Annotated in this window: 14 protein-coding genes and 1 pseudogene; 10 read left to right on the top strand and 5 right to left on the bottom strand. The window is 63.4% G+C overall.

What is annotated here, in order from left to right; genetic code table 11:
- Nucleotides 1–178: 178 nt before the first annotated feature.
- The 5 genes from betA to E3T31_RS11280 all read left to right on the top strand — a co-directional run bounded on the left by betA (nt 179) and on the right by E3T31_RS11280 (nt 7,551).
- Nucleotides 179–1,876: a choline dehydrogenase gene (betA, locus tag E3T31_RS11300; RefSeq protein ID WP_134468792.1), complete on the top strand. Its 1,698-nt coding sequence runs from the start codon at nt 179–181 to the stop codon at nt 1,874–1,876.
- Between the two features lie 62 nt (nt 1,877–1,938).
- A complete protein-coding gene (locus tag E3T31_RS11295; RefSeq protein ID WP_134469279.1) occupies nt 1,939–3,429 on the top strand; it encodes an aldehyde dehydrogenase family protein in 1,491 nt (496 codons plus the stop codon).
- Nucleotides 3,426–4,460: a glycine betaine/L-proline ABC transporter ATP-binding protein gene (locus E3T31_RS11290; protein WP_134468791.1), complete on the top strand. Its 1,035-nt coding sequence runs from the start codon at nt 3,426–3,428 to the stop codon at nt 4,458–4,460. The genes E3T31_RS11295 and E3T31_RS11290 overlap by 4 nt, the downstream gene beginning before the upstream one ends.
- Nucleotides 4,460–6,505 carry a proline/glycine betaine ABC transporter permease gene (locus E3T31_RS11285; protein WP_134468790.1) on the top strand — a complete coding sequence of 682 codons (2,046 nt, stop codon included), beginning with the start codon at nt 4,460–4,462 and terminating at the stop codon, nt 6,503–6,505. The genes E3T31_RS11290 and E3T31_RS11285 overlap by 1 nt, the downstream gene beginning before the upstream one ends.
- Nucleotides 6,506–6,570: 65 nt before the next feature.
- Nucleotides 6,571–7,551, top strand: a complete 981-nt coding sequence (locus E3T31_RS11280; protein ID WP_198417008.1) for an ABC transporter substrate-binding protein — start codon at nt 6,571–6,573, stop codon at nt 7,549–7,551.
- Nucleotides 7,552–7,753: 202 nt separating this feature from the next.
- Here the strand turns inward: E3T31_RS11280 and E3T31_RS11275 are convergent, their stop codons facing one another.
- On the bottom strand, nt 7,754–8,686 hold the full coding sequence (locus tag E3T31_RS11275) for a LysR family transcriptional regulator (protein WP_134468789.1): 933 nt from the start codon (nt 8,684–8,686) through the stop codon (nt 7,754–7,756).
- 157 nt (nt 8,687–8,843) lie between these two features.
- Here E3T31_RS11275 and E3T31_RS11270 point away from each other — a divergent pair, with 157 nt between their 5' ends.
- From E3T31_RS11270 to fdhA, 3 genes and pseudogenes are all read left to right on the top strand, one after another.
- Nucleotides 8,844–10,148, top strand: coding sequence for an SRPBCC family protein (locus E3T31_RS11270; RefSeq protein ID WP_134468788.1), 1,305 nt, complete (start codon nt 8,844–8,846; stop codon nt 10,146–10,148).
- The gene (locus E3T31_RS11265) at nt 10,145–11,560 is read left to right on the top strand and encodes a ferredoxin reductase (RefSeq protein ID WP_134468787.1); all 1,416 of its coding nucleotides are present in this window, start codon (nt 10,145–10,147) and stop codon (nt 11,558–11,560) included. The genes E3T31_RS11270 and E3T31_RS11265 overlap by 4 nt, the downstream gene beginning before the upstream one ends.
- 140 nt (nt 11,561–11,700) lie before the next feature.
- A pseudogene (gene fdhA, locus E3T31_RS11260) lies at nt 11,701–12,911 on the top strand (formaldehyde dehydrogenase, glutathione-independent); the annotation flags it as partial.
- Here the strand turns inward: fdhA and E3T31_RS18735 are convergent.
- Both E3T31_RS18735 and E3T31_RS11250 read right to left on the bottom strand, forming a co-directional pair.
- Nucleotides 12,828–13,175 carry a HipA N-terminal domain-containing protein gene (locus E3T31_RS18735; protein WP_134469275.1) on the bottom strand — a complete coding sequence of 116 codons (348 nt, stop codon included), beginning with the start codon at nt 13,173–13,175 and terminating at the stop codon, nt 12,828–12,830. The pseudogene fdhA and the gene E3T31_RS18735 overlap by 84 nt on opposite strands.
- A gap of 111 nt (nt 13,176–13,286) precedes the next feature.
- Complete coding sequence (locus tag E3T31_RS11250) at nt 13,287–13,961, bottom strand: haloacid dehalogenase type II (protein ID WP_134468786.1); 675 nt, start codon at nt 13,959–13,961, stop codon at nt 13,287–13,289.
- Between the two features lie 343 nt (nt 13,962–14,304).
- On the opposite strand from E3T31_RS11250, the gene E3T31_RS11245 reads away from it, so the two are divergent.
- Nucleotides 14,305–15,132, top strand: a complete 828-nt coding sequence (locus E3T31_RS11245) for an SDR family oxidoreductase (RefSeq protein WP_198417007.1) — start codon at nt 14,305–14,307, stop codon at nt 15,130–15,132.
- Nucleotides 15,133–15,278: 146 nt separating this feature from the next.
- On the opposite strand, the gene E3T31_RS18730 is transcribed toward E3T31_RS11245, so the two are convergent.
- Entirely contained in the window at nt 15,279–15,656 is a 378-nt protein-coding gene (locus E3T31_RS18730) for a type IV toxin-antitoxin system AbiEi family antitoxin domain-containing protein (RefSeq protein ID WP_370304601.1), read from the bottom strand.
- A gap of 549 nt (nt 15,657–16,205) precedes the next feature.
- On the opposite strand from E3T31_RS18730, the gene E3T31_RS11235 reads away from it, so the two are divergent.
- On the top strand, nt 16,206–16,886 hold the full coding sequence (locus E3T31_RS11235; RefSeq protein WP_134468784.1) for a hypothetical protein: 681 nt from the start codon (nt 16,206–16,208) through the stop codon (nt 16,884–16,886).
- Between the two features lie 262 nt (nt 16,887–17,148).
- On the opposite strand, the gene E3T31_RS11230 is transcribed toward E3T31_RS11235, so the two are convergent.
- Nucleotides 17,149–17,466 carry a hypothetical protein gene (locus E3T31_RS11230; RefSeq protein WP_174844875.1) on the bottom strand — a complete coding sequence of 106 codons (318 nt, stop codon included), beginning with the start codon at nt 17,464–17,466 and terminating at the stop codon, nt 17,149–17,151.
- Nucleotides 17,467–17,654 lie beyond the last annotated feature (188 nt).

The raw sequence follows: 17,654 nt of genomic DNA, 5'->3' as shown, positions 1-17,654 counted from the left end.
ATAGTCCTTGGCGCCCGGCCGCATTGTCGGAACTGTTTCGACAGCGACGCGCAATGGACCATATCCGCGAATACCGCATCCACACACGGCTCAGCAACCGGCAGATCCTGTCCGTTCGTCCTTACCGTTGCTGGCCCTGCAAAATGACTCCCAGATCATGCCCAAGGAGATTTACCTTATGACGAACGAGAGCTTCGATTACGTGATCGTCGGCGGCGGAAGCGCCGGATCGGTCCTCGCAGACAGGCTGAGCGCCGACGGACAGCACACGGTACTGGTCCTTGAAGCGGGGCGCAGCGACTACCCGTGGGACCTTTTCATCCAGATGCCGGCGGCCCTCACCTTCCCCAGCGGCAACAGGTTCTACGACTGGCAATACGAATCCGACCCCGAACCCCGCATGCACGGTCGGAAGATCGCCCACGCCCGCGGCAAAGTGCTCGGCGGCTCCAGCTCCATCAACGGGATGATCTTCCAGCGCGGTAACCCCCTGGACTACGAACGCTGGGGAGCGGACGCCGGCATGGAGACCTGGGACTTCGCGCACTGTCTGCCCTACTTCAAACGCATGGAAACCACGCTGGCCGCAGCTCCGGACGATGACTTGCGCGGCCATGACGGACCTCTGGTCCTGGAGCGCGGGCCCGCCCGCAATCCCCTGTTCCAGGCCTTCTTCCGCGCCGCCGAGGAAGCGGGCCACAAACGCACCGATGACGTCAACGGGTACAGGCAGGAAGGCTTCGGCCCGTTCGACCGCAACATCCACAAGGGCCAGCGGCTGTCGGCTTCCCGGGCTTACCTTCGCCCCAACAAGGGCCGTCGGAACCTGACGGTCCGCACCCGCGCGCTGGTGGCCAGGGTCAACTTCGACGGCACAACGGCAACGGGGGTCAGCTACCGCCGGAACGGGAGGCTGCACACCGTCACCGCCAAGGAGGTGGTGCTGTGCGGCGGGGCCATCAACACGCCCCAGTTGCTGCAACTGTCCGGCATTGGTGATTCGGCCCACCTGTCGTCGCTGGGCATCACGACTGTCGTGGCTCTGCCCGGTGTCGGAGAAAACCTGCAAGACCACCTGGAGGTCTATGTCCAGCACTCCTGCACGCAGCCCGTGTCCATGCAGCCTAGCCTCAGCCTCTGGCGCTACCCAATGATCGGACTCCAGTGGCTGCTGAGCCGCAAGGGCCCGGCTGCCACCAACCATTTCGAAGGAGGCGGATTCGTTCGCTCCAACGATGACGTCGCCTACCCCAACTTGATGTTTCACTTCCTGCCGGTGGCTGTGCGCTACGACGGCCAGAAGGCCGATGCCAAACACGGCTATCAGGTGCACGTCGGCCCCATGTACTCCGACACCAGGGGCAGTCTGAAGATCATCTCCACGAACCCGGCCACGCACCCGTCCCTGCAGTTCAACTATCTGTCCACGGACCAGGACCGGCGCGAATGGGTCGAAGCCATCCGGGTTACCCGCGACATTCTCGGCCGGCCGGCCCTGGCTCCCTACAGCGGCGGCGAACTCTCGCCCGGCCCGTCCGTGCAGACGGACGAGGAAATCCTGGACTGGGTGGCTCGGGACGCCGAAACGGCGCTCCACCCCTCCTGCACCGCCAAGATGGGCCCTGCCTCTGACCCCCTGGCGGTGGTGGACCCGCTCACCATGAAGGTCCACGGGACCTCGGGGCTCCGCGTGGCTGACGCCTCCGCGATGCCCTATGTGACCAACGGCAACATCTACGCACCGGTCATAATGCTCGCCGAAAAGGCTGCGGACCTCATCCTGGACCGTACGCCACTGGCACCCCAGCACGCCGACTTCTACCGACACGCACCTGCAGCTACTACCGAGGCCGCGCCCAGTGTGGGTCTCGCATGAACCGCGTTCAGGGTGTTCAGCTGACCGGCGTTGGAACCGTCACGGTCCCCGATGCCGCACCGGTGCCGGGGCTGTTTGCGGACGGCCGGTGGACTGAAACGGCCGCCGGGTGCACCCGGGTCATCCGCTGCCCGGCGGACGGTGAACAGGTCGCCGAGGTTGCCGAATGCACGGCCGCCGACGCCGGGGAAGCCGTCGCCAGCGCCCGCCGCGCGTTCGACAGCGGAGCGTGGCCGGGAACCAGCGAGAAGGCGCGTGGCCAGGTCCTGCTCCGCACTGCCGAATTGCTGGAGCGCGACAAAGCCCTGTATGCCCGGGCCGAGGCCCGCGACACGGGCAAGCGCTACGTCGAAGCGGAATACGACATCGACGATATCGCCGCCTGCTTCAGGTACTACGGCGGCATCGCCGGGACGGACGCCGGACGTGTGATCGACACCGGAAATCCCGGCAGCATCAGCCGCGTTGTCCACGCACCGGTCGGGGTTTGCGCGCTCATCACGCCATGGAACTACCCCCTCCTGCAGGCCTCCTGGAAGGTGGCCCCGGCCCTGCTGGCCGGCAATACCTTCGTCCTGAAACCCAGCGAACTGACTCCCTCCACGTCCATCCTGCTGATGGAAACGCTCCTGGAAGCCGGGTTGCCGCCCGGCGTCGCAAACCTCGTCACCGGCACGGGCCCCGAGGTCGGCGCCGTCCTGAGCGAAAGCCCGGACGTTGACCTGGTCTCCTTCACCGGTGGCCTGGCCACCGGGATCAGCATTATGAAGGCCGCGGCCGACACCGTGAAACGGGTCGCCCTGGAACTGGGCGGGAAGAATCCGAACATTGTCTTCGCTGACGCCGACCGCGAGGCGGCTTTGGATAATGCCCTCACTGCGGTGTTCCTGCATTCCGGGCAGGTGTGCTCGGCCGGCACGAGGCTCATTATTGAGGAATCGATCCACGACGAGTTCATGGCCGAACTGGTGCGGCGCGCCCAGTCCATCCGGCTTGGCGGTCCCTTCGACGAGCGCGCGGAAACCGGCCCGCTGATTTCGGCCGCGCACCGTGACAGGGTCCACGCCTATGTCCAGGCCGGCATCGCGGAAGGAGCCACGCTGCTGTGCGGCGGATATATCCCGGACACCGGCGCGCTGGCAATCGGCAGCTACTACCCTCCCACCGTCCTGGATGACTGCCACACGTCCATGAACGCGGTCCAGGAAGAGTCGTTTGGACCGGTCCTGACCGTGGAGACCTTCAGCACTGAGCAGGAAGCCATCATGCTGGCGAACGACACCGCCTACGGGTTGGCTGGCGCCGTCTGGACGAATGACGGTTCCCGCGCCCAGCGCGTTGCCGGATCCCTCCGGCACGGAACGGTGTGGATCAACGACTACCACCCCTACCTTCCCCAAGCTGAGTGGGGTGGGTTCGGCAAGTCGGGAAACGGCCGCGAACTTGGGCTCCAGGGTCTCGCGGAGTACCGAGAAACCAAACACATCTGGCAAAACATCAACCCCCAGCCCAGCCACTGGTTCGAGTCTCCACCGGCAGGAGTACAGCAATGAACAGTCCCGACATCTCAGTGCGCAACCTTTGGAAGGTCTTCGGACCGGGGGGTGACCAGATTCCCGGAAACCCCGAACTCTCAAGCCTCAACTCAGCGGAACTGCTGGAACGCACCGGCTGCAACGCTGCCGTCCGTGACCTGAGTTTCGACGTCGCCAAAGGCGAGGTCTTCGTGGTCATGGGACTTTCCGGATCCGGCAAGTCCACCCTGATCCGGTGCCTGACCCGGCTGATCGAACCCACTTCCGGGCAGGTCCTGGTGGACGGCAAGGATGTCCTCCAGGCAGGCATGGCCGAGCTCCGCGAACTGCGCCGGCGGAAGATGTCCATGGTGTTCCAGCACTTCGGCCTCCTCCCGCACCGCACCGTGCTCGACAACGTCTCCTACGGGCTGCAGATCCGCGGGGCGGCCAAAAACGAACGCTTCACCCGGGCCCGGGAGATCATCGAACTCGTGGGCCTCAAGGGCTACGAACAGCACTACCCGGACCAGCTGTCCGGCGGGATGCAGCAGCGGGTGGGCCTGGGACGGGCCCTCGCCGGGGATCCGGACACCATCCTCTTCGACGAGCCCTTCTCCGCCCTGGATCCGCTCATTCGCCGTGACATGCAGGCCGAAGTCATCCGGCTGCACAAGGAAATGGGCAAGACCATGGTTTTCGTGACCCACGACCTCTCCGAGGCGCTCAAGCTCGGCGACCGCATCCTGATCATGCGAAACGGAGAGACGGTCCAGTGCGGCACGGGAGATGAGCTGGTGGGGTCCCCGGCGGACAAATACATTGAGGACTTCGTGTCCGAAGTCCTCCGCGCGGACGTCCTGACCCTGAAGTGGATCACCCGGCCCGTTGCGGCCGCAACACCGGCTGACGCGCCCGTTCTCAGTTCACGGATGATCATCCGCGATGCCATCTCGGCGGTCATGCAGTCCCCCTGCCCCATCCTGGTGGAGGATTCCGGCCGGATCACCGGGCAGATCGACCGTGACAGCATCCTGTCGGTGCTACAGCGCTCGGAAGCAGCGGCCTAGTGTCCGTCCTCGTCCGGGATCGGGCCACGGCGCAGCCCGCACCGTTCCCCTCCCCCTCCCGTACCCGCGAACCGCGCCGCAGGCCCAGCATGCGCACCATCCTGTTGGCCAGCGCAGTCGTCGTCTGGATCCTGGGATTCGTTTTCCTGCATGGAACCTCCACCCTGACGCTGCCGGCCTCGGAGCTGACGGACCTGCACCGCTCCCTCAACCAGTTCAACGTTTGGGTAGCGGCAAACCGCGCGAACAACCCCGTCTTCCTGTACGTCTTAACGCCCTTGCGTGCCGGCGTCGACGCCGTGGCCAACCTGTTCGTCACAACCTTTGCGGCGAGTTCCACGGGCCTTCGTCTGCCGGAGATCGGCTGGCTCGGAACGGTGGGCTTGCTGGGGTGGGTCGCGTTGGCGATCGGAAATGCCCGGGTCGCACTGTTGACGGTGACCATCTTTATATTCTTTGGCTTCCAGGGCCTGTTCCTCGAGGCCACCTACACGTTCGCCCTGGTCGTCACCGCTGTGCTGCTGACCCTTCTGGTTGGTATCCCACTCGGTGTCCTGGCCGGCGTGTACGGCCGCGTCGCCAAGTTGATCACGCCGGTACTGGACTTCATGCAGACGCTGCCAACGTTCGTGTACCTGGCCCCCCTGGCTTTGATCTTCCTCATCGGCCCGGCATCAGCCGTTATCGCCACAGTGATCTACGCGGCTCCGCCCGTGATCCGCCTCACGGCGCACGGCATCCGCGGCATCCCCGAGAACACCCGCGAAGCATCCGACTCACTGGGCACAACTGGTCTGCAGCGGCTCCTTACCCTGCAGCTTCCCATGGCCCGCCGCACCATCGTCATGGGAATCAACCAGAGCACCATGGCTGCCCTGTCCATGGTCACCATCGCCGCCCTGATCGCAGCCCCCGGGCTCGGTCAGGTGGTGGTCCGGGCGCTGCAGTCGCTGGACGTCGGCACGGCCGTCAACGCTGGACTCTCCATTGTCCTGCTGGCGATCATGCTGGACCGGGTGACCACCGCCGCAAGCCGCCGCGCGGAACCGGGGGCGGCCCGCAACCGCAGGGTCTCCCGCAGGACCAGATACATCCTCCTGGGCATCACCCTAGTGCTGGCCCTGGTAATGGTGCAGTTCTCCCGGACCTTACTGTGGGCCGCCGCATTCCCGACCAACCTTGACATCGGCCGGGTGATCGTCCAAGCCGTGGGCTCGGCCAGCGAATGGACGCAGGCCAACCTATCCCTCTTCACCGTATCCTTCCGGGAGGCCGTCACCACCGGAATCCTCAATCCATTCCAGTCGCTGCTCACCGAGACACCCTTCTACATACTGGTGGCCGCTATTGCCCTAGCCGCCTACGCCCTGGGCGGCTGGAAGCTCTCGGCCCTGACCACTGCCTGCCTGGGCGTTATCATCTACCTCGGCCTCTGGAGCGACTCCATGGTCACCCTGGCCGCAACGCTGGTAGCAACCACAGTGGTCATGGTCCTGGGTATAGTCTTCGGCGTCGCCATGGGACGCTCCGCTCGGGTGGACCAAATTATGCGGCCCATGCTGGACGCGGGCCAGACCATGCCCGCCTTTGTCTACCTGGTCCCGTTCCTGGGCCTCTTCGGCGCCACCCGTTTTACAGCGATCATCGCCGGAATCATCTACGCAGCCCCCGTGGCCATCAAGATCACGGCCGACGGCATCGCGGCGATCTCCCCCACCGTTGTCGAAGCCGCCGTATCCAGCGGCTCCACCCCCTGGCAGGTCATCACCAAAGTCCAGCTTCCGATGGCCAGGCAGACCCTGGCCCTCGCCGCGAACCAGGGCCTGATCTATGTCCTGGCCATGGTGGTGGTGGGTGCGCTCGTGGGCGCAGGCGGCCTCGGGTACGACGTCGTTGCCGGCTTCGTGCAAAGCGCGCTCTTCGGCAAGGGCCTCGCTGCAGGCCTTGCCATCGTCTTCCTCGGCATCCTGCTGGACAGGATGACCCAGGCCGCCGCAGCCACACCGGCGCGAAAAATCCCTTCGCCCAAAACATCGACAACCTGACCGCATGATCGCCCTGCGCCCGGCGCGGTGGACCCCCGCATTCCCCTCAATAAGGAGATCAGATAATGAAAAAAGCTAGATTGCTGCTGAATCGAACTGTCCCTGCAGTGGCTGGAGCTGCCGCCGCGATCATGCTGTTCGCAGGCTGCGGCGGTGCCTCCGTCAATCAGTCGGCTGCTGACCCGGCTGCCGCTGGCGCGGCGGCCTGCGGAACGGTCAACGTCGCGATGAACGCCTGGGTGGGGTATACGGCCAATGCCGCCGTGTACAGCTATGTGGCGAAGAACGAGTTGGGCTGCACTGTGGTGCAGAAGGACCTGAACGAGCAGATTTCGTGGCAGGGCTTTGCCTCCGGCGAGGTGGACATCGTGATCGAGAACTGGGGCCACGATGATCTCGCCAAGCAGTACATCACCGATCAGAAAGTGGCCGTCGACGCCGGCGCCACCGGTAACGTGGGCTACATCGGCTGGTACGTGGCGCCCTGGATGGCCGAGAAGTACCCGGACATCACGGAGTGGGAAAACCTGAACAAGTATGCCTCGATGCTCGCCACGTCCGAATCCGGAGGCAAAGGGCAGCTACTCGACGGCGATCCCGCCTTCGTCACCAATGACGAGGCCCTGGTGAAGAACCTCAACCTGGACTACAAGGTGGTGTTCTCCGGTTCGGAGGCCGCCCTGATCCAGTCATTCCGCACAGCGGAGCAGAACAAGACGCCGATCCTGGGCTATTTCTACGAGCCGCAGTGGTTCCTGGCCCAGGTTCCGCTCAAGAAAGTCAACCTGCCGGCGTGGACCGAGGGCTGCGACGCGAACGCGGAAGAAGTAGCCTGTGACTACCCGGAATACAAGCTCAACAAGATTATTTCGAAAAAGTTTGCGGACAGTGGATCGCCCGCAGCCAAGCTCGCGAAATCATTCAACTGGACCAATGAGGACCAGAATGCGGTTGCTACGGACATCCAGGGTGGCATGATGCCCGAGGAGGCGGCCAAGAAATGGGTGGATGCCAACGAGGATGCTGTGAACGCCTGGCTCAACTAGGCCAGATCGTTCAATTTATGCGACGGCGAGTCCTCCCGGGGCTGTCTCACTTGTCTCAGCCGGGACAGTAGACCCACCCACCCACCGGAAATCCGTGGGTGGGTGGGTGACTTGTTTTCAACTCCTTGTTCGGGCCGCGCGGACGTGTCGCCACCATGCGGATCTGCTGGCCCTGTCTGCGACGAATCGTGGGCATCCGCTCTCAGAGATCGTCTTCGGGTCGGGCGGTGAGGATCCGATTGGCGCTGACCTGCAAAATGCCGAGCGACTCCTGGATCAGGGGCGATGTGATGCTGCCCTTGCGCACCGCAGCGACAATGCGGCGCGAGGGTTTGCCCTTGCCGGCAATGCGCAGTCGAACCACGTTTTCGGCACCGCGCAGCGGCGCCAGTCGCGGCAGCAGTCCCAAGCCCAGCCCAGCACCAACGAAGGCGATCTGGGTTTCCCATTCGACGGCCTCATGGGCAATTCGCGGTGTCACCCCGACTGCCGTGAACGCCGCCGTAAATAGGGCATGGTAAGTGGAACCGGCGGCCTCGGTGATCCAGGGTTCCGTGGCCAGCTCCTCGAGCGTCACCGTTTCCCGTGATGCCAACGGATGGTCGGCGGGAATGATCACGTCCAGGGGATCGTCGAGCAGAACAGTCTGTTCGAAGCGCGCATCATCCTCAACAGGGGTGTCGGACTGCATGGCGACGATGACCGCGAGGTCGATTCGCTCGGCAACCAACAAGTCGAAGCAGCGAGCCGGGTTGGCCTCGAGCACCTGTACCTCCAGCAGGGGACGTGTCGAGCGCAGCGTGGCGGCCAGCGGCGCGAGCAGCTGGGCAGCCGCCGTGGAGAATCCGCCGAGCCCCAAACGGGACGGCACCTGGTCGCCGGCCTCCATGGCCGCGGCGCGCAGGCTCTCCCATTCCGCAATGAGCGCGTCCGAGCCCGCCACGAGATAGCGGCCCGTGGCGGTTAGCCGTACCCCTCGGCCGTCCTTCGTTAGCAGCTGCATTCCGAGCACACGCTGGAGCTCCCGCAATTGCGCGGAGACCGCGGAGGGAGAATAACCCGTGAGCGCCGCCGTAGCCCCAACGGTGCCGCACCGGCCTAGTACCCGAAGTGTTATGAGCCGTGGATCGATCATGCACTTATTCTGCACTGTTATTTGCTAAATCTTGCGCTTTTGTTGCAGATCTATGCTCCCTAATCTCAGGATTAGCCGTTTTCGACAACGCCGGTTGCCCCCCCAACTCCGGGTCTCACTCATCGCACACTCATCCAACCCTCTCGGGAGGAAACCCATGTCTGCTCCAGTACACATGCCCCTCAATTCACGTGGAAGACTCGCTTCATCCTTGCCAGCCGAGCAGATGGCGGAAATTACCGAGTTGTTTGATTTTCGGCGGGTGGGATATTCCCTCGATGCCCCCTTCTACACCGATCCGACAATTTTCAACATTGACATGAAGGCCATTTTTGGCCAGCATTGGATCTTTGCCGCCAGCATCGCCGAGCTCCCGGAACCAGGAGACTACGTCACTGTCGATTACGGCCCCTATTCCCTGATCGTGCTGCGCGACGACGACGGCGGCGTGAACGTGCTGCACAACGTGTGCCGCCACCGGGGCGCCCGCGTCCTGACCGAAGCTTCGGGGACCACGGGCAACCTGGTCTGCGGCTATCACTCGTGGACCTACTCCCCCCGCGGCGATTTGGTCCATGCCTCGGCACCGGGGGAAACGCAGTTCGACAAGGGCTGTTTCGGTCTCAAGCGCGCCCACAGTCGCGTGTTCGCAGGACTCATCTTCGTCTGCATTGCGGACGAACCGCCAACTGACTTCGACGAAACCGGAAAGATCTTCGAACCCTACCTCGCGCCCCACGATCTATCGAAGACGAAAATCGCTTACCAGCAGAACATCGTCGAGGAGGGCAACTGGAAGCTCGTCATGGAGAACAACCGTGAGTGCTACCACTGCGACGGCCACCCGGAACTCGCCTGCTCCCTCTTTCCCACCTGGGGCCTGACGGAGGGCCTGATCCCGCTCCATCTTGAGGAGGTGTGGGGCCGAAACAAGGAAGCACAGTCCTCGCTCGAGTACCGTTGCCGCCGTTATGGCCTTCCCTATGAGGTCGTTGAGGAACTCGACACCCGCGTAGGGGGAATCCGCATCTCGCGAGACGCTCTCGACGGCGACGGCGAATCGTTCTCGCCCGACGGGCGCAGACTCTCTAAGAAGCTGCTCGGCGACTTGCGCGACTTCCGCCTTGGCCGCTGCTCGATGCACCTGCAGCCCAACAGCTGGTTCCATTTCGTCGCGGACCACATCATCACGTTCGCCGTCTTCCCCGTAAACGAGCACCAGACACTGGTACGCACCACCTGGCTGGTGGCTGACGACGCCGTGGAAGGCGTCGATTATGACCTGGAGAAGCTCACCCACACCTGGAAGCAGACCAATCTGCAGGACAAGGCGTTCGTGGAGTTGTGCCAGAAGGGCGCCAGCAGCCCCGCCTACGAGCCCGGCCCGTACATGAAGAGCGAATACCAGGTCGAGGCGTTCATCAACTGGTATGTACAGCGCGTGCAGGAGCACTTGGCATGATTGAACTCGGCACCGTCACGGCCATCCAGGAGCCACAGCGCATTCGCGGCCTGGAGATGCCGTGGAACAGGGTGCTGGGGAGCACCGATGGACCCGCCGGTGCGGCCCGCGCATTGGGACCCTGGAATCCGCAGGAGCTTATGGCCGAATGTGTCGAGACCGTTCCCGAGGCGGGCGGCATGATGACCTTCGTGTTCCGCCGCTCCGACGGGGCGCCCCTGGCGTTCCGTCCGGGGCAGTACGTGAATGTCGCCTTTCCCGTGAACGGCGAGGACCAGGACGCCGTGGACCGCAGCTACTCGCTGTCCAGTTCGCCCACCAAGCCGTGGACCTTTGAGATAACAGTCAAATGCGACCCCACGGGGCAGGTCTCGCCGTGGGTGCACGCGAACGTCAAACCCGGCACCGTCCTCGAGATGCTCGGGCCGGTCGGGGCCTTCCACCTACCCGACGTCGACCGGCGGGCACGGTACCTCTTACTGGCGGCCGGCTCCGGCATCACCCCCATCATGTCGATGGTGCGGACCATCCACTCCCTGCCCGGACAGGCCGATGTCGTGCTGCTCTTCCACGGAGCGGAGGCTGGAGGCTTTGCCTTCCACCAGGAATTGAACTACATCGCCTCCGTGGACTCACGCGTCAAGGTCTTCTACTCCCTGGGCGACCGCAGCGAACCCGAGGGGTGGCAAGGGCTCACCGGAAGGCTAACGGCGGCCATGCTCGACCAGGTAGCCCCCGATGCCAACGGCCGCCAGGTTTATGCCTGCGGCCCCGAGGGTTACCTGAACGCAGCCACCGAGCTCCTTGAGAAAGTCGGCGTCGACGACACCTCCATCCACGTGGAATTCTTCTCGGGAGACCGCCAGACCATTCTTGAATACCAGGCGGAGGTCGCGCTTGCAGTGGACATTGCGGAGGAAATCGCCGAGGAAATCGCCGATTCCGCCGAGGACTACTACGAAAGCCAGCCCGCAGCATTCGGGCTCTACGAGCCCGGCTACGATGCCGAGGGAACTCTGGAGGCCACGGGGCTGCCGCTGGAAACCGTCGACCCGGACTCGCCCTGTTCCGAAGCCCCCGACGCCAGTCCGGATGTGGGGCCGGAGGCCGGGTCCACCGATGTCTCGAGCTTCGACACGGTCGGCACCGGAAGTCTCACCCTTTCCTTCTTGCGCACCGGCATCAACGTGCGCATCGACCCCGCGGAACACATCCTCGGGGTGGCCCAGCGTGCGGGCGTCAGGATCGGCGCGAACTGCAGGGAAGGCATGTGCGGCTCCTGCAAGGTGGTCAAGCTTTCCGGGGAAGTCGACATGAACCACCAGGGCGGGATCCGGGCTCGGGAAATCGATGCAGGCAAGTTCCTGCCCTGCTGCTCGACCGCGCTCACTGATTTAGTGATCGATGCCTAGCCGCCTCCAGCTTCTCCCCGCCGGGAGCGTATCAATAGACCCAATTTGCTTTACGAAAGTGACAACAACGTCCACACAGGCAGTCTGATGCGACCAGCATCACCGTGACGGTTCGATCGCCAACCCATAGGAGCCATAAAATGTCAGATAATAAAGCCGTTGCATACAAGGCGCCGGGGATCGTGGAAATCGTCGATACCCCGTATCCCACCTTTGAACTGCAAGCCGGCCCAGGCGTCAATCCCCTCAATGTCGGCCGGAAGATCCCGCACGGGGTCATCCGGCGCACCGTGAGTACCAACATCTGCGGGTCGGATCAGCACATGGTTCGTGGCCGCACGACCGCCCCGGCCGGTCTCGTCCCGGGCACGAGATCACCGGGGAAGTCATCGAGACCGGGCCCGACGTCGAGTTCATCAAGATCGGGGACATCGTCTCGGTCCCCTTCAACATATCCTGCGGACGTTGCCGGAATTGCAAGGAAGGCAAGACCGGAATCTGCCTGAACGTGAACCCAGACCGTCCCGGTTCCGCCTACGGCTATGTCGACATGGGCGGATGGGTCGGCGGGCAGGCGGATTTCGTCCTGGTCCCCTACGCGGACTGGAACCTGCTGCGGTTCCCCGATCGGGACCAGGCCCTGGAGAAGATCATGGACCTGACCATGCTCTCGAACATCCTCCCGACCGGTTTCCACGGGGCCGTTACTGCAGGTGTTGGCGTCGGGTCCACCGTCTAATGTTGCAGGGGCCGGTCCCGTGGGGCTGGCCGCGGCAGCCAGCGCCCAACTGCTGGGGGCTGCGGTGGTCATCGTGGGGGATCTGAATGAGGATCGCCTGGCCCAGGCCCGATCCTTTGGCTGCGAAACCGTTAATGTTGCCAACGGGGACCCGGCTGACCAGATCGAGCAGCTTCTCGGGGTCCGGGAGGTCGATGCCGGTATCGACGCGGTCGGTTTCGAGGCCCGCGGACACGGACATGGCGCCGGGCCCAGGAGGCGCCGGCCACCGTGCTCAATTCACTGATGGATCTCACCGCCGCCGGCGGGTCCCTGGGCATTCCTGGCCTGTATGTCACCGGGGATCCGGGCGCCGCGGGCGAGGCGGCCCAGAAGGGCAGCCTGTCACTGTCCCTGGGCACCGGCTGGGCGAAGTCCCTATCCTTTGCTACCGGCCAGTGTCCGGTCATGAAGTACAACCGGCAGCTGATGATGGCGATCCTGCATGACAGGATCCAGATCGCCAAGGCGGTCAACGCCACAGCCATTTCACTCCAGGATGCCCCGCGGGGGTACGCGGAATTCGATGCGGGCGCCGCCACGAAGTATGTCCTGGACCCGAATGGCTACCTCAGCAAATGGTCCGACAGGCAGGTTAGACCAGTCGGCGCACCACCCATATCGTGCGGGCGGTGCACCGCCCAATCCGTCTTCGAGGCGCTTGAACGTGTTGCGGATCAGCTGAATGTTATGCCGATGTCGGCACGGTGGCTTGATGACGTGGGTCTGAATGGCACCGGCTACGTCGCGGCCGAACTGGGCCAGCAACGCAATAGCGTCGTCGCTGGAGACTCTGATCTCGGCAGCGAGGTTGTCCAGGGCGGTGCCTTCCGGCAAAAGTTCTGCGAAGAAGTTGCGTCTTCACGCCGCCCGGCTGCGGTTACTGACGAGGTCGAACGGCCCCGAGGCGGAGAGGATCGTGCTGCCGAGCCCCAAACACACAGCTGCCTAGGCGTTTAGGCGTGCAGCCAACTCGTGGAGGGTGGGAACGGTGTAGTCCGGTTGCGCGAAGTAGCTCGGATAAGGGGCATCGCCTCGGTTGATCCAAGCGGTGCTGAGGCCCGCTTGGGCTGCCCCGTGGATGTCCCAGGGGTGCACGGCGACCAGGAGCATGTCGGCCGGCTGAACCCCCAGAGCATTCGCGGCGTAGTGATAGGCGGAACCGACAGGTTTCCACGCCGGTGCGTTCTCGACGGTGAGAAGGGCGTCAAAGTTATCTCGAATCCCCGCCTCGGACAGCATGGCTTGTGCCAACTGTGCCGACCCGTTGGACAAAGTCGCGAGGCGGTATCCCGAGGCTTTCAACGCCCTGACCCCGTCTGCGACGTCCGGGTGCAGGTTCAGCGTCCCGAGGCCCTCCAAGACATGGGATACGGCCTCATCGACAGTGCGCGTCAGGGCGATGCCGCGGAACAGATCATGCAGGATCGCGGTGCCTATCACGGAGAATCTCGCACTGTCGCCAGACGCGGCAAGGGCGAATCCGTCCCGAAGCAAGGATGCGAACCAGATCCGGGCCAGATAACCCGGGGCACCGACCTCCACGAAACGATTCTTCATTGGTGACATGTCCGAGAGGGTTTCATTGACATCGAAAACGATTACTGACGCGGCTGCATTCATGATGGGCTCCTTAAGATTGATCAACGTGCCCGAGATCGGAAACCGACGGCGTCTGTTCACGCCGGTCGTGCCTCGACTCAAACACGAAGTCGGACAAACGATGTGGTCGAACCCTTCCCCCCAATAAACAGAGTCACGGCAGCGAACACGATTCGATCCGCGGATCCACGGACCTCCAGTCTACGAAAACCTCGCCCGCGCCCTAAAACTGATCCTGTGAGGCGTGGGATGCACCGCCGGGAATTCCTCCCCTGCCTCATGGTTGTCTTCTAGACGCATCGGAATCGGCGGGTGTAATGCCGCCCGACGGACCGGCGCTCAACTCAACGGAAAGAAGATCACCATGGACCTCAACAAATTGGATCTCGCCAATCGCCGCGGAATCATCACGGGCGCAGGACAAGGCATCGGCCAGGCCATCGCCCTCGAGTTTGGTCGACGCGGTGGTCACCTCCTGCTGGTCGGCCGCCAACTGGCCACACTCACCGAAACCGCCCGCCTCGTCGCCGCCGCGGGCGGAACAACAGAGATCCTGGTCACAGACCTGACCCAGCCTGGCGCTGTTGAACGGATCGCCGACACCGTCGCACCGTGGAGCACGGTTGACCTGCTCGTCAACAATGCCGGCAATGTACGCGCGGGTCGGCTCGAGCTCACCAGCGATGCGGATGTCCATTCAATGATCGATCTGAACCTCACCGCTCCGATCCTGCTCACCAAAGCCCTCCTGCCGGCGCTTCGTCAGAGTGGCGAGGGCCGTGGAAGCATCCTCCTGAACGTTTCCAGCGGGATAGCCCTGGTCGGGATGCCGTTCTATTCGATCTACGCGGCCACGAAATCAGGTTTAGCCCAGTTCGGCGAATCGCTGCGCCGGGAATTGATCGGAACGGGCGTGCACGTTGCGACCGTCTACCCGGGGGCCACCGATACCGCCATGATGACCTCGCAGAACGCCGGCGCCGAACTCGGCTGGGGCCGCCGCAGCCTGAACGACGTCATCACCGATCTGATCGGTGCGTTGCAGGCAGGTGAGCATGAAATCAACACCGCACCCGAGGGTCGCCGAGCAATGCAGGAACTCAACCTCACCGACCCCTTGGCCGTGGATGCCGCACTGGCTCCCGGCCTCGAAGCCCTCGAACTCGCGGTGCGCGACCACCGCAGCATCTAGCGGCCCAAACTACGAGACCACCACGTGAAGAACACCGCAACCTCAAGCGGATCCAATTTTGCCTCAAAGGCCGACGTCCAGACCCGAAGTGGGATTCTGCGCGCTGAAACGCGGCGGGCGTGGCGTACCGGGGCTCACGCATCCTCTTATCCAAGCATCCCTGGCGGGTTCACGGTCAAGTCGCGCTGCGCGTTAGCTGGCGCAGGAGGTCCAGGGCTCGGTCCTGGGCGAACTGTTCTGTGGCCCTCTAAGGTGAACTCGTAAACGTCGGCATCCAGGTTTCCGATGCCGTGCAGCGCAGCGGCGGACTCGTGAGAAACAACCGCCAGCTCGGGTGACACGAGGCGCTCGTACGCTGTCGGCCGGGGGTCAAGGGAAAGCCACGCTAACTGCAGCCCGCGATGCCGATCGAACGGCACCCCGGCAACCACATACACGCCATGCTGCAGCCGTGCCAGAGCACCATGCTCGGCAAGCCGAGCCAGCTGCGCTGGCGTAACTCCCAGACCACGGGCCTGGGGCATCGATCCAGCGAGTTCCAGCATGGTGACCGTCGACCGGCCCCACCGGTCGATCCACGTGACGACGAAAGTGTCGCCACCTGCAGCGCGTCCAAGACCATATCGAATTCCGGCCTCCGAACGCGCCCTCCACTTACACCGTGATCGACATCGACGCCGTTGCGGCGAACGCCAGCAGCGAGCGGATCGCTGAATTGCTGATCCGTTGTCTCGCTCCTGGTCAATACCCGCGCAGACCCAATAAGCTTCGTCATTGACGCCTCCCGTGTGAAGTTCAGCGCTCCGTGGCGGCATTCTTTGATCGCTTGGTGTCGCAAACGAGGATGCTCGCGGCGACTTCAATGACATGGTTGTGCTCTGCCGAATCGCGACGGCTTGCAGGTGACGCTAGAGCGTCGCGGGTCCAGCCGACGAGACGTGCTGCACAGACAAGTCCCCGCGGCGCAGTTCGTTCTGGAGTCGTCGCCCTGTTTTGGGGCCTCTCCTCGGAGGCTCACCCCCAGATAACCTCCATTTGCAGCCGCCAACGGAGGCGACACGAAGTGGGGAATCATGAAAGCAGGAAACAAAGTGGGAATGCGCATCGCTGCGCTCACGCTCGCACTCCTGACATTCGCGGCGCCTGCCGTGGCCGCCGAACAGCCGGCCGACAGCGGGGGCGGGGCAGCTGAGTCAACGTCCGAGACCACCGGCGTCACCAAGGCCGACGGAAGCACGGTGTTCAATACAGAACAGTCGCAGTTGACCATCCTTCCGTCCACCGGGCGTCAGCCTTCCGAGGCTCGGCTATGTGTTCTGGCGGCGTCGATCTCATGCAATCTAAATGTTCAGAATGTGCACGGCTCGACGCATGTCTCGGGCACGATCAACGGCGTCGCCGTGATCTCCTGCACGGCGGCCGCGGGCAGCCTGACGTTGCACTATTCGTTGATCCGGGTGTCTCCCAACTACACCCAGTGGGGTGCAGGGTCGAAGTCGAACGCGGGCCAGAAAACTCTCCAGAACAACAGAGCGGTTTCTTGCAGCGCGGGACCAGGCAATTTCCAGGGCTGGGCGCAGGGTGTAATTAGTCCACCTCCCGGCTACACGCTTGTTGGCCCCGCTACCTCCAGCAAATACGGCAACAACACGGGAGTCGCTTGCGGAGTCTCGCAACGCATCGCCGTGAACAGCGAATCGCCCAGTAGCGAGACCACAACCGTCACCTTCGTCCGCTCCGATCTAGCCGACTGACGGCGAGACGATCGCAACTCGTTCACCGAGTAAGGACACAATCCTCCTGCTGTAGGGAGGTAGCCGCCCTGTGATGCGAGAGGGGATAGAAGAAATGATCTTCTATTCCCTCTTTCATTGCCTGCCACCTGCCGTCATCTATTGCTGATGTCGGGCGATTGGGACGTGTTCGGCGGGCGCAGCGCGCTCCCTGGAGCGGCGGATGGTTTTAACGGCGAAGTTAGGCGTAGCCGGTCGTCAGGTCACAATGAATAGCAGTCACTTATATCTTGACGAAGCGTCCGATCTCAACGGTTACACCCACGTTGGGGTTGGTTCCGAGCAGGCGGATAAGTCCAGTCTTTCGCGGACTTTGGTACGAGCGCTCCGGTTCGTCGTCCATCTCGGCGAATACCTCGAAACGGCGTCCAGAAGCGTGCTCGTCCACCCATCGAAGCACCTCCGTGATGTCCTCGACTTCAGTGAGCGCGTAAGCGTCCAGCGCCCAGGCCTCCCCGGATTGCTGCCAAAAGTTCACGCGATAGTCGGGTGATTCGACGGAATCGCGCGGTTCCGCGTGAACTGTTTCGATTGGCCGCATGCTCATAACCATACAAGCCGGCGTTATGGATTCGCAGGGCGTCCCGCCGGCAATCGGGGCGCCACGGGAATCACTACGTGACCTTAATACGGCATCGGTCCAAGGGTCTCGGAAAGGTACAGGTTTACGAGACACGAAACCTGCCCAAATTGAGTCGTGGACGAAGTGCAGGAAAACGCGGAAGTGTA

The sequence above is a fragment of the Cryobacterium sp. TMS1-13-1 genome (assembly GCF_004403125.1).
In the GTDB taxonomy this organism is placed as follows: Bacteria; Actinomycetota; Actinomycetes; order Actinomycetales; family Microbacteriaceae; genus Cryobacterium; species Cryobacterium levicorallinum.
The sequence above is the reverse complement of the archived record's forward strand: the minus strand, read 5'-3'. Positions and strand labels throughout refer to the sequence as shown.

Bases quoted from the DNA above. Each gene is read 5' to 3' on its own strand.
- E3T31_RS18730 (WP_370304601.1), bottom strand. From the start codon at position 15,656: ATGCCCCAGGCCCGTGGTCTGGGAGTTACGCCAGCGCAGCTGGCTCGG.
- E3T31_RS11250 (WP_134468786.1), bottom strand. From the start codon at position 13,961: ATGAATGCAGCCGCGTCAGTAATCGTTTTCGATGTCAATGAAACCCTC.
- E3T31_RS11265 (WP_134468787.1), top strand. From the start codon at position 10,145: ATGATTGAACTCGGCACCGTCACGGCCATCCAGGAGCCACAGCGCATT.
- E3T31_RS11290 (WP_134468791.1), top strand. From the start codon at position 3,426: ATGAACAGTCCCGACATCTCAGTGCGCAACCTTTGGAAGGTCTTCGGA.
- E3T31_RS11230 (WP_174844875.1), bottom strand. From the start codon at position 17,466: ATGCGGCCAATCGAAACAGTTCACGCGGAACCGCGCGATTCCGTCGAA.
- E3T31_RS11245 (WP_198417007.1), top strand. From the start codon at position 14,305: ATGGACCTCAACAAATTGGATCTCGCCAATCGCCGCGGAATCATCACG.
- E3T31_RS11280 (WP_198417008.1), top strand. From the start codon at position 6,571: ATGAAAAAAGCTAGATTGCTGCTGAATCGAACTGTCCCTGCAGTGGCT.
- E3T31_RS11270 (WP_134468788.1), top strand. From the start codon at position 8,844: ATGTCTGCTCCAGTACACATGCCCCTCAATTCACGTGGAAGACTCGCT.
- E3T31_RS11235 (WP_134468784.1), top strand. From the start codon at position 16,206: ATGAAAGCAGGAAACAAAGTGGGAATGCGCATCGCTGCGCTCACGCTC.
- betA (WP_134468792.1), top strand. From the start codon at position 179: ATGACGAACGAGAGCTTCGATTACGTGATCGTCGGCGGCGGAAGCGCC.
- E3T31_RS11275 (WP_134468789.1), bottom strand. From the start codon at position 8,686: ATGATCGATCCACGGCTCATAACACTTCGGGTACTAGGCCGGTGCGGC.